This is a genomic window from Rhodococcus sp. AG1013 (assembly GCF_003350365.1).
Classification (GTDB): Bacteria; Actinomycetota; Actinomycetes; order Mycobacteriales; family Mycobacteriaceae; genus Prescottella.
Window position 1 is genome coordinate 78,277 of the sequence record NZ_QQAT01000013.1, and the last position, 13,828, is coordinate 92,104.

The 13,828-nt window shown below is 70.0% G+C and carries 13 protein-coding genes; 5 read left to right on the plus strand and 8 right to left on the minus strand.

Translation table 11 applies throughout. The features are described from left to right. Positions 1-34 precede the first annotated feature (34 nt). The gene (locus DEU38_RS16740; protein WP_114722532.1) at positions 35-883 is read right to left on the minus strand and encodes a 1-acyl-sn-glycerol-3-phosphate acyltransferase; all 849 of its coding nucleotides are present in this window, start codon (positions 881-883) and stop codon (positions 35-37) included. After that, the gene (locus DEU38_RS16745; RefSeq protein WP_114722533.1) at positions 880-1,710 is read right to left on the minus strand and encodes a GNAT family N-acetyltransferase; all 831 of its coding nucleotides are present in this window, start codon (positions 1,708-1,710) and stop codon (positions 880-882) included. The genes DEU38_RS16740 and DEU38_RS16745 overlap by 4 nt, the downstream gene beginning before the upstream one ends. A 225-nt stretch (positions 1,711-1,935) precedes the next feature. Between DEU38_RS16745 and DEU38_RS16750 the strand changes: the two genes are divergently transcribed. After that, a complete protein-coding gene (locus tag DEU38_RS16750; RefSeq protein ID WP_114722534.1) occupies positions 1,936-2,898 on the plus strand; it encodes a hypothetical protein in 963 nt (320 codons plus the stop codon). A 123-nt stretch (positions 2,899-3,021) separates the two neighbouring features. Here the strand turns inward: DEU38_RS16750 and DEU38_RS16755 are convergent, their stop codons facing one another. Both DEU38_RS16755 and DEU38_RS16760 read right to left on the minus strand, forming a co-directional pair. Continuing rightward, positions 3,022-3,978: an electron transfer flavoprotein subunit alpha/FixB family protein gene (locus tag DEU38_RS16755; protein WP_114722535.1), complete on the minus strand. Its 957-nt coding sequence runs from the start codon at positions 3,976-3,978 to the stop codon at positions 3,022-3,024. Between the two features lie 45 nt (positions 3,979-4,023). Continuing rightward, positions 4,024-4,824, minus strand: coding sequence for an electron transfer flavoprotein subunit beta/FixA family protein (locus DEU38_RS16760; RefSeq protein ID WP_114722536.1), 801 nt, complete (start codon positions 4,822-4,824; stop codon positions 4,024-4,026). A 240-nt stretch (positions 4,825-5,064) separates the two neighbouring features. On the opposite strand from DEU38_RS16760, the gene DEU38_RS16765 reads away from it, so the two are divergent. The 3 genes from DEU38_RS16765 to DEU38_RS16775 are packed head-to-tail and all read left to right on the plus strand — an operon-like array spanning position 5,065 to position 8,707. After that, on the plus strand, positions 5,065-5,880 hold the full coding sequence (locus DEU38_RS16765; protein WP_114722606.1) for a class I SAM-dependent methyltransferase: 816 nt from the start codon (positions 5,065-5,067) through the stop codon (positions 5,878-5,880). After that, complete coding sequence (locus DEU38_RS16770; RefSeq protein ID WP_181818820.1) at positions 5,877-7,463, plus strand: glycoside hydrolase family 57 protein; 1,587 nt, start codon at positions 5,877-5,879, stop codon at positions 7,461-7,463. Before DEU38_RS16765 ends, DEU38_RS16770 begins: the two co-directional genes overlap by 4 nt. Then, positions 7,463-8,707 (plus strand): glycosyltransferase family 4 protein, encoded by a 1,245-nt coding sequence (locus tag DEU38_RS16775; protein WP_114722537.1) that lies wholly within the window; start codon positions 7,463-7,465, stop codon positions 8,705-8,707. Before DEU38_RS16770 ends, DEU38_RS16775 begins: the two co-directional genes overlap by 1 nt. A gap of 29 nt (positions 8,708-8,736) precedes the next feature. Here the strand turns inward: DEU38_RS16775 and DEU38_RS16780 are convergent, their stop codons facing one another. The 3 genes from DEU38_RS16780 to ald all read right to left on the minus strand — a co-directional run bounded on the left by DEU38_RS16780 (position 8,737) and on the right by ald (position 11,165). After that, the gene (locus DEU38_RS16780; protein WP_114722538.1) at positions 8,737-9,516 is read right to left on the minus strand and encodes an acyltransferase; all 780 of its coding nucleotides are present in this window, start codon (positions 9,514-9,516) and stop codon (positions 8,737-8,739) included. A gap of 53 nt (positions 9,517-9,569) precedes the next feature. Beyond that, positions 9,570-9,917 (minus strand): hypothetical protein, encoded by a 348-nt coding sequence (locus tag DEU38_RS16785; protein WP_254622589.1) that lies wholly within the window; start codon positions 9,915-9,917, stop codon positions 9,570-9,572. 123 nt (positions 9,918-10,040) lie between these two features. Beyond that, the gene (ald, locus tag DEU38_RS16790) at positions 10,041-11,165 is read right to left on the minus strand and encodes an alanine dehydrogenase (RefSeq protein ID WP_114722539.1); all 1,125 of its coding nucleotides are present in this window, start codon (positions 11,163-11,165) and stop codon (positions 10,041-10,043) included. Positions 11,166-11,358: 193 nt separating this feature from the next. Here ald and DEU38_RS16795 point away from each other — a divergent pair, with 193 nt between their 5' ends. Next, positions 11,359-12,666: a PQQ-binding-like beta-propeller repeat protein gene (locus DEU38_RS16795; RefSeq protein ID WP_114722540.1), complete on the plus strand. Its 1,308-nt coding sequence runs from the start codon at positions 11,359-11,361 to the stop codon at positions 12,664-12,666. Positions 12,667-12,669: 3 nt separating this feature from the next. Here DEU38_RS16795 and DEU38_RS16800 read toward each other — a convergent pair whose 3' ends face one another. Then, complete coding sequence (locus tag DEU38_RS16800) at positions 12,670-13,827, minus strand: THUMP-like domain-containing protein (RefSeq protein ID WP_114722541.1); 1,158 nt, start codon at positions 13,825-13,827, stop codon at positions 12,670-12,672. Position 13,828: the final 1 nt, after the last annotated feature.

Below are 13,828 nucleotides of genomic sequence, written 5' to 3' on the forward strand. Positions count from 1 at the left end.
TTCACCCGGACCCGTCACGCCGCGGAGACCCCCGTCACGCAGCACGTGCGCGACGACGACCTTCCAGACGCGCAAGGATGCGGTCCGCGCCCACCGCAGCGCCGCGGCGGACCTCGCATTCACACCGCTCGGCCAGCTCCCGACGGTCGCGGCCCGGGGCCTGCAGCGCCCCCAGCGTCACCCGGGCCCGCAGGCCGCGACTCCTGAGCACCCGGCGCATCGAGGCTCCGATCGAGTCGTCGCCCACGAAGCACGGCCCGGTCGTGTGCGCCCCCGCCGCGTCGACATACTCCACCAGCACCGGCTGGACGGGCCGCTGCGCGTCGACCGCGGCCTGGAACAACGCCGGCCGGAACCGACCGAACGCCCGACCACACCACGTGGTCCCCTCCGGAAAGACGATCACCGTGTCCCCCGCGAGCAGCCGATCCCGCGCGGTGGCGACCGTGTCCGGCAGGCCGCGCAGGTTGCCCCGCTCGATGGGGATCACCCCGGCCCGCCGGGCCACGCCACCGAGCAGCGGCCAGGTCAGCAGGTCGGCGCGGGCGACGAACCGACCCGGCAGCACCGCCGCGAGCACCAGGACGTCGAGCCACGAGACGTGCCCGGCCACCACGAGCGTCCCGCCGGGCACTCGGGCCGGCGACGCGGACACGTCGATCCGGATACCGATGCCGCGCAGTGCTGTTCGCGCGAACATTCGATGGCATGCCACCCGCGGCTGCCGCGGGAGCAGTCGCACGATCGGCAGCAGCACCGACGCCGACGCCACCGCCACCAGCGCGATCCAGCGGCCGCACGCGACCGCGACCGGGACCCGCTCGGGGCGCCGCGGCAGGCAGCCGTCGCCGCACGGGCTCGTCGGTAGCCACGAATGACTCATGCCGCGGCCTCGATCACCGCCGACGCGCGCCGCAACCGCTCGAGGTAGCGGGTGTCGGCGTCGTGCAGGCTCTGCAGGGCCACGAAGTCGGCGACACCGAAGTCCGGGTCGTGCGCGGGTTCGCCGCAGATCTTCGCGCCCAGCCGCAGGTAGCCACGCAGCAGCGGCGGCACCGACGGCCGCAGCGGCGCGGCGATGTCGTCGAGGGGACGGCCGTCCACCCGGACCGGACGCAGCGGTCGCGCCCACGTCGACGGATCGGCGGCGTGGCGGCTCAGCAGGAAATCGCGCACGCCGCGCACGTTCGCACCGGCAACCGCGTCGGGGCGGTCCTGCATCGGCACCGACACACAGCCCATGACGGTGTCGTGGCCGGTGAGCTGCAGGTAGTGCAGGATCCCCGCCCACATCAGTGCCAGGACCGAGCCCGAGCGGTGGTCGACGTCCACACAGGCCCGTCCCATCTCGACGACCCGCCGTCTCGCGGGGTCGAGCGCCGACAGGTCGAACTCGGTCGCGGTGTAGTAGCCCCCGGCCGCGACCGCGGCGTCGGGCGGCAGCATCCGATAGCAGCCGACGAAGTCACCGGAGACGTTGTCGCGGACGAGGAGATGGTCACAGAAGTCGTCGAACCGATCGGCGTCGATCCGCTCGGCAGACGGGGGGAGGACGAAGCCGGGTTCGGCGGCGAACACGCGGTAGCGCAGGCGCTGCGCCGCCTCACGATGCTCGCGGTCGGAGGAGACGAGGAGGGAGTAGCGGGATCTGGTGGTCCCTGAAGTCACGGGCGCGGTGTAGACGGTCTCGACGAGTGGCGAAGTTGTCATGCCAGAGGTCTATCGAGCCCGTCCGGCGACGAGGCATCAGCCGCATGTCGACGGGATGCCGGTTCGGTGAACGTCACTGCCGCGCGCGAATTGACGCCCCGCGCGCACGATTGCACGCGCGGGAGACGAATCCGCGCGCGCGGCGGCTGTGGACAACGTCGGAGTTGTCCACAGCAGCGCGAACAGGCGTCGCGCATCGCATCTGCGACGTCGAAGATCGAGGCCATGACCGAGCCTGCACCTCGAACACTGAGACGACGCGATGCGCTCTCCCGAGGCTTCACCGACGCCGAGATCCGCACGCTCTGCCGAAACGGAGGTCTGCGCAGGCTCCGTCCGGGCACATACCTGAGCGCAGTAGCCGATGCCTCGATGGACCCCGCGCAGCGACACCGCGAACTGATCCGGGCGACGCTACCGGGACTGAATCCCGACGCCGTCGTCAGCCACCAGTCCGCCGCGGTGCTGCACGGCCTGTCATTGTGGGACATCCCACTCGACCGCGTACACGTCACGCGGAACCGGACGGGAGGTGGACGGCGCACCCGGCACCTGCACTCGCACAGCGCACCACTCCTCGACGGGGACGTGATCGTGCGCGACGGCATCCAGCTGACGTCCGTCGTACGCACCGTTGCAGACCTGTGCCGAACGGAATCGTTCGAAGCTGCGGTCGTCGTGGGCGATTCGGCGCTGCGCTCGGCGGCCGAGAGCCCCGGCGCGGTGGCCGCAGCGCTCCGGTACGCAACTGGTCGGCCCGGTTATCCGGCCGCGCTGCGGGCCCTCGGGTTTCTCGACGGACGTAGCGAGAGTGTCGGCGAATCCCGCAGCCGCGTGGCCCTCGCTGCGCTGAGGCTACCGACGGCGGATCTGCAGGCGTCCCTCCTCGACCCCGACGGTCTGCTGATCGGACGCGTCGACTTCCTGTTCGCCGCCGCAGGCGTGGTGGGCGAGTTCGATGGGAAGGTGAAGTACGGCAAGTACCTTCGCCCAGGCCAGGATGCCGGCGATGCCGTGTTCGCAGAAAAGCAACGTGAGGACAGGATCCGCGACGCCGGCTGGGAGGTCGCGCGGTGGACGTGGCGAGACCTCGACCGTCCGGACGTGATCGGAGCGAGAGTTCGTCGATCGATGCAGCGGCGCGACGACCGGCCCCGCCCCCTGGGCGCGGTGCTGCGCGCGAATTGACTCCCCGCGCGCACGATTGCGCGCGCGGGAGACGAATCCGCGCGCAGCGGGAAGTGGACGGGCACAACACAAAACCCCCGCCACCGGAACCGGTGACGGGGGCGTGCGAGCCTGGGACCGGGATCAGCCCTTGTGAGCCTTGACAGCCTCGGTGAGCTGCGGTGCGACGTTGAACAGGTCGCCGACGACGCCGAAGTCCGCGATCTCGAAGATCGGGGCCTCTTCGTCCTTGTTGACCGCGACGATGGTCTTCGAGGTCTGCATGCCGGCGCGGTGCTGGATGGCACCGGAGATGCCGAGCGCGATGTACAGCTGCGGCGAGACCGTCTTACCGGTCTGACCGACCTGGAACTGGCCCGGGTAGTAGCCGGAGTCGACGGCGGCGCGCGATGCACCGACGGCGGCACCGAGCGAATCGGCGAGCTCCTCGACGACCGAGAACTTGTCGGCGCTGCCGACGCCACGGCCACCGGAGACGACGACCGACGCCTCGGTGAGCTCCGGACGATCGCCACCGACGATCGGGGCACGCGAGACGACCTTGACGGCGCTCTCGTCCTGAGCCGGAACCTCGACGACGACCTGCTCGCCGGCAGCAGCCTGCGGCTGGGCCTCGACGGCACCCGGGCGGACCGAGATGACCGGAACCTCGCCGTTGGCCTTGGCCTCGACGGTGAACGCGCCACCGAAGATCGAGTGGACGGCGCTGCCGTCGGCCTTGACCTCGACGACGTCGGACAGCAGGCCGGAGCCGATGCGAGCTGCCAGGCGACCGGCAACTTCCTTGCCCTCGGTGCTGGCGGCGGTGACGACGGCGGCCGGGCCGGCGGTCTCGACCAGGCCGGCGAGGACGTCGACCTTGGGGGTCACGAGGTAGCCGTCGATGTCGTCGGACTCGGCGACGTAGATCTTCGCGGCACCGGCGGCAGCCAGCGCGTCGGCCAGCTTCGCGGCCGTACCCGCCGGGCCGGTGACGACGGCAGCCGGCTCACCGAGAGCGCGGGCGGCCGTGATGAGCTCGGTGCTGACCTTCTTGAGTGCACCCTCGGCGTGCTCGACGAGCACGAGTACTTCTGCCATTGCTTACTTCTCCCTGTCTTCTCTGCTGGTCTCGAGGGGGCGCGATCAGATGATCTTCTGGCCCACGAGGTACGCGGCGATCTTGGAGCCGCCGTCGCCCTCGTCGGCGACGCGCTCACCAGCGGTACGCGGGGGCTTGGGGGTGGATGCGGTGACGGTGGTGCCGGCGTTGGCGACGCCCACGGTCTCCGGATCGACGCCGAGGTCGGCCAGGGTGAGGACCTGAACTTCCTTCTTCTTCGCGGCCATGATGCCCTTGAAGGACGGGAAGCGGGGCTCGTTGATCTTCTCGGTGACCGAGACGATGGCCGGCAGACCGGCCTCGAGACCGAAGACGCCCTCGTCGGTCTCGCGCTCGCCGGTGACCTTGCCGTCGGCGAGGGTCAGCTTGCGCAGCTGCGTGAGCTGCGGCAGACCCAGGTACTCGGCGATGATGGCCGGGACGGCGCCGATGCGGCCGTCGGTGGCCTCGTTGCCGGCGATGACGAGATCGGCGGCCTCGCCGTTCTCGAAGCCGATCTGGCCGAGGGCCGCGGCGAGGGTCCAGCCGGTCTGGACGGCGTCGGAGCCGTGCAGGGCGGGATCGTTGACGTGGACGGCCTTGTCGGCGCCCATCGACAGAGCCTTGCGGATCGCGTCGGTGGCGCGGTCCGGTCCGGCGCACAGCACGGTGACCTCGCCGCCCTGGGCCTCCTTGATGAGGAGAGCCTCTTCGACTGCGCGCTCGTTGATCTCGTCGAGCACGGCGTCGGCGGCCTCGCGGTCAAGCGTGAAGTCGCCGTCGGAGAGCTTGCGCTCGGACCACGTGTCGGGGACCTGCTTGATCAAAACGACGATGTTCGTCATGGGTCTTCGTCGACCTCCTGTGTCTATCTACCTGATGATCGCGAGCGGCTCCGCGAGATGCCGAGCTCTCGTAAGTAATTTCGTTGCACGTTGGCTGTGCGACAGATTACCCCACGTTAAGTTACCCACGGGTAACTTAGGCGAAATCCGGTCTCACCATAACCGCCTACCGGGCGTTTCATGCGTGTGATGTGGACCACCCCGACCGCCGTCGACACCGCGGGCACTAACCTCGCTGGGGTGAGCGAATCCACAGTTGGTTCCACCGCCGAGTCCCTCGACACCACGACGCCGTCCCCCGACGACGCCGCGACGCTGCCGTTGACCGGCGAGCGGACCGTGCCCGGAATCCCCGAGGAGAACTACTGGTTCCGGCGCCACGAGGTGGTCTACCGCGACCTGCTCCCCCGCTGCACCGGCCGCACCGTCCTGGAGGCCGGATCCGGAGAAGGCTACGGCGCCAACATGATTGCCGACGTCGCCGCCAAGGTCACCGGGCTCGACTACGACATCTCCGCCGTCGAACACGTCCGTGCCCGGTACCCCCGGGTGGAGATGCTGCACGGCAACCTCGCGGAACTTCCGCTCGCGGACGGTTCCGTCGACACGGTCGTGAACTTTCAGGTGATCGAGCACCTGTGGGACCAGGCGCAGTTCCTGCGCGAGTGCCACCGTGTCCTGACGCCGGGCGGCGAGCTGCTCGTCAGCACGCCCAACCGGATCACGTTCTCCCCCGGCCGGGACACCCCCCTCAACCCGTTCCACACGCGTGAACTCAACGCCGCCGAGCTCACCGAACTGCTCGTCGAGGCCGGCTTCCGGGTGGCGGTCATGACCGGCGTCCACCACGCCGCGCGTCTGCGCGCGCTCGACACCAAGCACGGCGGCTCGTTCATCGACGCCCAGATCGACCGCGCCCTGGCCGGCGAGCCGTGGCCCGAGGACCTCACCCGGGACGTCGAGGGCATCGACGTCGACGACTTCGAACTCCGCGAAGCCGACATCGACGACAGCCTCGACCTCGTCGCCATCGCGATCAAGGATCCTGTGGCATGACCGGCACTCAGGGGGGTCGGGCCGCCGAGGCCCGAGAGCCGGGCATGTTCTGCCTGGTCCTGCACTCGCATCTGCCGTGGCTCGCGAACCACGGCCGGTGGCCGGTGGGCGAGGAGTGGCTGTACCAGTCGTGGGCGGCGACGTACCTGCCGGTGACGGCCGTGTTGCGCCGGCTCGCCACGGAGGGCCGCTCACGGCTGCTGACGCTCGGCATCACGCCGGTGCTCGCTGCCCAACTGGACGACCCGCACTGCCTCGACGGCATGCACCACTGGCTCGGCAACTGGCAGATCCGCGCGCACGAGGCGGCGGGGATGCCGTCGGCGTCACACAAGGAACTCGGTGCGCGCGAGCACCGCGCGTCCGCCACGGCGCTCGCGGACTTCGAAACCCGTTGGCGCCACGGCGGATCCGCGGTGATCCGCGAACTGATCGACGCCGAGGCGATCGAACTGCTCGGCGGCCCGCTGGCCCATCCGTTCCAGCCGTTGCTCGATCCCCGCCTGCGCGCGTTCTCGCTCGCGGAGGGCCTCGCGGACGCGAAGGCCCGCTGGGACCACACACCGTCCGGCATCTGGGCGCCCGAGTGCGGCTACACGCCGGGCATGGAAATCGGTTACGCAGCCGCGGGCGTGTCGCACTTCATGGTCGACGGCCCCGCGCTGCGCGGCGACACGTCGGAGGGTCGGCCGGTGTGGGACTCCGACGTCGTCGCGTTCGGCCGCGACCTCGAGGTCAGCTACCGCGTGTGGTCCCCCAAGACCGGGTACCCGGGCCACGCCGCCTACCGCGACTTCCACACGTACGACCACGACACCGGGCTCAAGCCCGCGCGCGTCACCGGGCGCAGTGTGCCGTCCGAGCAGAAGGCCCCGTACGACCCGGACCTGGCCGCCGCGGCGATCGACAAGCACGTCGAGGACTTCGTCGAGACGGTCCGACGACGACTCCGCAGCGAGTCCGAGCGCATCGGCAGGGACGCACTGGTCGTCGCCGCGTTCGACACCGAACTCTTCGGGCACTGGTGGTTCGAGGGCCCGCAGTGGCTCGAGAAGGTGCTGCGCGCGCTGCCCGAGGCCGGGATCGACGTCGGCACCCTCGCCGATGCACGCGCCCGTGGCTACGTCGGCGCACCCGTGGAACTGCAGGACTCGTCGTGGGGTTCGGGCAAGGACTGGCGGGTGTGGGCCGGCGACCAGGTTTCCGACCTGGTCCAGCTCAACGCGGAGGTCGTGCAGACCGCACTCGACACCATCGACAAGTCGCGCGATGCGAATCCGGGCAGACCGGAACTTCGCAATCGGGTCCACGACCAGATGTTGCGTGAGACGCTGATGGCGGTCTCGAGCGACTGGGCGTTCATGGTCAGCAAGGACTCGGCAGCCGGGTACGCGCGGGATCGGGCCCACAAGCACGCCCACGCGCTGCGGGAAATCGCCGACGCGGTCGCGTCCGGCCGGGACGACGTCGCACGCCGTCTCGCGGACGGATGGAACGCCGCCGACGGCCTGTTCCCCGCCCTCGACGCGCGGCGCCTGCCCGGTCCGCTGACTGATACAGCCGCATTCGCTGGGAGCGTGTGATGAAGATTCTGATCGTGTCGTGGGAGTACCCGCCGGTCGTGGTCGGCGGGTTGGGACGGCACGTCCATCACCTCGCGACCGAACTGGCCGCCGCCGGCCACGAGGTGGTGGTGCTGTCGCGGCGGCCGTCGGGCACCGATCCGACGACGCACCCGACCGTCACGGAGATCTCCGAGGGCGTTCTGGTGGTCGCGGTCGCCGAGGATCCGCCGCACTTCATCTTCGGTGAGGACATGCTGGCGTGGACGCTCGCGATGGGCCACGCGATGGTCCGCGCCGGGGTCGCGCTGTCGAAGGGCGGCATCGGTGAGGGCTGGCAGCCCGACGTCGTCCACGCCCACGACTGGCTGGTGGCGCATCCGGCGATCGCCCTCGCCGAGTTCTACGACGTCCCGCTGGTCTCGACGCTGCACGCGTCGGAGGCAGGCCGGCACAGCGGCTGGATCTCGGGGCGGATCAACCGTCAGGTCCACTCGGTGGAGTGGTGGCTGGCGAACGAGTCGGACTCGATCATCACGTGCTCGGCGTCCATGGAGGACGAGGTCACTCAGCTGTACGGACCCGAACTGCCGCCGATCACGGTGATCCGCAACGGCATCGATGTCACCACGTGGAGCTACCGCCCGCGCGCACCGCGGTCGGGGCCGGCGACGCTGCTGTACGTCGGACGGCTCGAGTACGAGAAGGGCGTGCAGGACGCGATCGCCGCACTCCCCCGAATCCGGCGCAGCCACCCGGGCACGACGCTGGCCGTCGCGGGCGAGGGGACCCAGTTCGAGTGGCTGCAGCAGCAGGCCCGCACGCACCGAGTGGCACGTTCGGTGACGTTCCTCGGCAACCTCGACCACGAGGAGCTGTTGAGCTGGCTGCACGGCGCCGACGCGATCGTGCTCCCCAGCCGGTACGAGCCGTTCGGGATCATCGCCCTCGAGGCGGCCGCCGCGGGCACACCGCTGATCACCTCGACCGCGGGCGGGCTCGGCGAGGCCGTCGTGGACGGCGTGACCGGACTGTCGTTCGAGCCGGGGGACGTGGACGGACTGACCTCCGCGGCCCGCGAGGTGCTCGACGATCCCGCCGCCGCTCAGACGCGGGCGCGGGCGGCTCGCGAGCGGCTGACCGCCGACTTCGACTGGCGCAAGGTCGCCGAGGAGACGGTCCAGGTGTACTCGGCGGCCAAGCGCCGCGTGCGGCATCCTTTGGCACGCCCCGAGATTCCCGAGCGCCCGCTACCCGGTCGGTAGCGGGCCGCCCGGCCCACGCCCGAGCCCACTCACTGTGAGGCGCCGGCGCCGTTCCCGTTGACGGCGGCGGCGCCGTTCATGGTCTTCTTGCGGGCGATGTCCTCGAGCGCGGCGATGTACTTCGCCCGCTCCGCGGCGCCGGCCTCCCAGTCGACGCGACGGTTCTTGACCGCCTTGGCGGGCGAGCCGACGGCGATGCTGAAGTCGGGGATCTCGCCCTTGACGACGGCGTGCGCGCCCAGCACGCAGCCGCGGCCGACGCGCGTGTTCCGCAGGACCGTGACCTTCGCGGCGATCCACGTGTCCGGTCCGATGCGCACCGGTCCCTTGACGATGCCCTGATCCTTGATCGGGACGTTCACGTCGTCCATCCGGTGGTCGAAGTCGCAGATGTAGCACCAGTCCGCGACGAGGGTCGACGCACCGATCTCGATGTCGAGGTACGTGTTGACGACGTTGTCCTTGCCGAAGACGACCTTGTCGCCGATCCGCAGGGATCCCTCGTGGCAGCGCAGGGCGTTGCCGTCACCGATGTGCACCCACTTGCCGATCTCCAGGCGGGAGAGTCCCGGCGTCGAGTGGATCTCCACGTTCTTGCCGAGGAACACCATGCCGCGCGTGATGATGTGCGGGTTGGCGAGTTTGAACTTCGCCAGACGGTAGTAGCGAACCAGGTACCACGGTGTGTACGCCTTGTTCGCGATGACCCACTTCAGCGAGGCCGGCGTCAGGAAACGTGCCTGCTCACTGTCCCGACGTCGGGATCCACGCCACCTCGAGCGCAACGGTGCGCCCCACATGCTCGTCATGACACGTAAGCCTACGGACCGCCACTGTGCGCCCCGTCACGTGCCCCGTCCGGTCAGAGGGCGGCGTGCCTGCTCACGCTGTGGCCGCCCCACGAGTGACCACTCCAGCGCGGCTTGACCCACACCTGACGCCGCCGGGTGCGCCGACGACGCGACGCCCGGACCCAGTCGTCGTCGTGCGCGACCGCATACGCCACCAGCGCCCCACCGAGTGCGGTGACGAGCATCGCGACCACCGACGCCATCACCAACCCGATCGCGCCGGCGATGCCGGCGACGAGCATCGAGGTGACGACACGGCCCGCGGACGGCGATCCGAGGAGGTGGTTGTCGATATCGGAGACCCCAGGACCGGGGTCGACTGTGACCGCTTCGGATTCTGTCCGCGTTCCCGGCTGCATGGATCTATTAGACACAATTCCTCGCCGCGTGTCGCAGCGGATTTCGATAAACGATCGGCAACGATAGTTTCCCCGACGAATTACATCCATGGCGTTCACTCCAACAGGACAATTCAGTCGGGATCAGCCACACAGTGCGGTCTCGACCGAGACGTACGGCAACGCGTGCGCCAGCGCCACCGGCGCGTGCGTCACCTGACCCGACCAGGCATTCAATCCCATCGCCAGCGCAGGGTCGGCGCGCATCGCCCCACGCCAACCCTTTTCCGCGATCACCGAGACAAACGGCAACGTAACGTTTACCAACGCACGGGTGGACGTATGGGGAACAATGCTCGGCATATTGGGAACCGCATAAATAATAGAATTGTGAACCATATAGGTGGGTTGGTCGTGAGTCGTGGGACGCGAATCCTCGAAGCACCCGCCCTGATCGATCGCGATGTCCACCAGCACACTGCCCGGCAGCATCCGGGACACCTGCTCGGACGAGACCAACCGCGGCGCGCGGGCACCGTGCACCAGCACGGCGCCGATCACCAGATCCGCGTCGACCAGCGTCCGCTCGAGTTCCGTCCGGGTCGACACGACGGTCGAGATACGGGCCCCGAAGCGGGCGTGCAGCGCGCGTAGGCGCTCGACGTCGCGGTCGAACACGGTCACCCGTGCGCCCATCCCCACCGCGACCGCCGTGGCGTGGGTCCCGGCGCTCCCGGCGCCGATGACCACGACACCGGCGGGTGGAACGCCGGGCACCCCGCCGAGCAGGATGCCGCGTCCGCAGCCGCCCGCGGTGGATTGCAGCGCGTGCGCCCCGACCTGCGTGGCGAGGCGGCCGGCAACCTCGCTCATCGGCGCCAGCAGCGGGAGCGAGCCGTCGGCGCGTTCGACCGTCTCGTACGCGATCGCGGTGACGCCACTCGACAGCAACGCCTCGGTGCACTCGAGCGACGCCGCGAGATGCAGGTAGGTGAACAGCACCTGCCCCCGTCGCATCAGTTCGAACTCCGGCGCGAGCGGCTCCTTGACCTTCACGACCAGGTCGGCCTCGGCCCAGACGTCCTCGGCGTGATCGACGATCCGGGCCCCCGCGGCGACGAACTCACCGTCGGACATCGACGAACCGTCGCCCGCCCCACGCTCGACGACGACTTCGTGTCCCTGCGCACGCAGTTCGGTGACCGAGAGCGGGGTCAACGCGACCCGCAGCTCACCGCTCTTGATCTCCTTCGGCACACCAATTCTCATGATGCCTCCTCCGCGCGGACCTGCCGGGTCACGGAACTGCCGGGTCCCGACGCGCTGCGGATCGGGCGGGATCGAAGCGCGGATCGGGGACCTTCATCGAGGGTCCCACGAAATGCGCCGGGGCGGTTCGGCGACCGCACATCGCAGCCGGGATAATCTCTGGTCCGAGCAGATCCCTACCCAAGGAGATGTAATGCGGCGTGCCCTACGGTCGTCGGCGGCGGCGCTGACGGCGATCTCGGCCCTCCTCCTCGCAGGATGCGGCGGGGATTCCGGCACCGCGGACGTCTTCGGTGCGGGCGGATGGCCGGGAATGCACGCCGATGCGCGGAGCAGCAACACGAGCCCGGTGACGGGATCCCGGTCGCTCGACTTCCAGTGGTCCCGCCCGATCGGCGGCCCCACCCCCACGAACGCCTCGGTGGCGGCGAACGGACAGGTCTTCCTCACCGCACGCACCGACGAGGGCTGCAACCTCCTCTCGTTCCAGATCGACACCGGCCGCAAGCGCTGGTGCACCCGGATCGGCCCGGGCGCCGCGACCTCGACTCCCGTGGTGGACGCCGCCACCAACATCTACATCGGCGACGAGGGCGCGATGAGCTCGTTCAACGAGCGCGGCCAGTTGCGCTGGCGTACACCTGTGTCCGGCACTCCGCGGTCCGCCCAGTTCACCAGCGACGGCAACCTGCTGTTCATCACGCAGCTCGGCCAGATCAACGTCCTCGATCCGCAGACCGGCTTCAAGGTGGCGCCGTCGTACGACCTGATCCCGCCGGCGTCGTACACGCAGGGTGTGAATGTCGAGCCCGTTCCGAACGACCAGGGCCTCGACGGGTGCCTCGCCGGCGGGCAACAGTGCCCGGTCGCGAACACGCCGGCGATCGATCTGGACAACGGTCGCTTCGTGTTCACATTCTGGCGCCCCTTCGCCCCACAGGCCAACCTGGTCGCGATGCGCTACACCGGAGGTGACGATCCGAGGATCGTCGAGGACTGGTCGACCGGCACGCTGCCGGGCGGCCCCGCCGGCGGCCCGAACCTGTCCGCGGACGGAAAGACCGTGTACACCAACGACAATGCCGGGCACCTGTGGGCCGTCGACGCCGAGACCGGTGAACCGCGGTGGAGCTACGACGTCGGCTACCCGACCCTGGGCACCCCGTCCACGTCCGCCGGCGGACTGATCATTCCCGCCGGCGCGGAGAAGGGTCGGCTGCTGGCGCTGCGCGATCGCGGCGACCACGCCGAACTGGTGTGGGAGCGAGCCGATCTGCTGCAGCTCGGCGTGCCCGCGCAGACCGCCGGCACCACCGGATACACCGTCGTCCGGGACGGCGACGCCGGACTCGCACTGCTGACATTCGACACCGAGACCGGCGAAACGCTCGACCAGGACCCCCTGCCCGGGGCCACCGGGTTCACCGTCGGTACCTCGATCGGACCGGACGGCGAGGTGCTCACCCCGACCCTGATCGGGGAACTGTTCGTCCTGAAGTAGGCGTCAGTCCCGCGCGGCACACACGAAAGCGACGGGCGTCCGGCCGATCCTGGTGAGTACCACCGACATCGGCGTGGTGCCGCGCAGTTTCAGGCGCGGCCGCAGCACCGCCGGATCGATGTCGAGACCACGGACCAGGATCTCCGCCGACCCGCAGTCGCGCGCGGCCAGTTCCTGCCGCAGCGCCTTCTCGGTGTACTTGAGCCGCGCCAGTACCCGGAAACCGCGCACGCCGTCGGGCACGCTGTCGCCGGTGAGGTAGGCGATCCGCGGGTCCAGCTGCCACAACCCGTGCCGGGCCGCGTAGTGGCGCACCAGGCCGGACCGCACGACGGCTCCGTCCGGGTCGATGATCCACTCCCCCGGTTCGCGCTCCGGGATGTCGTCGGGCTCGGCGTCGGTGATCTCCCAGGCCGTCCCGTCCGAACGCAGCACGCTCGCCCGGCGCCGCACGCCTGGGCCTGCCAGCCCCGGCGACCACAGGCACGCCTCGCGCACCCCGCCGTCGAGCGAGACCACCTCCACCTCGCCGTCCCAGTCGAGCCGGTCGAAGTCGAGGCCCGGGGCGCACTTCACCGCGAGATCACGCCCGGCGTAGACGTCGAGCAGGTCCGGCAGCGGCGGCATCAGGGCCGCCGGGTCGTGTGTGCGCCTACCGCCGGAACGTCGTGCGGGGTCGGCGATCACGACGGTGTCGCGGGTACAGGGTCGTAGCGCGTCGGCGCGCACGAGCGTCGCGCCGGGAACGTTGTGGGCCGCCATCGCCAACCGGACGGGGTCGAGATCGCTGCCGATCACGGTGTCCGCCAGCGGAACCAGCGCCGAAAGCTCGGCACCGATCGAGCAGGTGACGTCGTGGACGCGGCGGCCCGCGAGCCGGACGCCGCGGTGCCGCGCCACCACGATCGGCGTCGCCTGCTGCAACGCGTCGTCGGTGAACAGCCAGGACTCGGCACCGTCCAGCTTGGCCTGCGCCTTGCGCCGCAGCAGCACCGTCTCGATCAGCAGTGCCGCGCGGTCACCGAAACGCGCACGCGCCCGGCCGATGTCGGCCAGTCGCGTACGCGTCGACAGCTCCGATTCCGCCGTCTCCGCCAGCGTCGCGATGCCGTCCGCGCTGCACAGGTATCCGACGTCGTCGGTCGTGAAGTCGTATCCCAAA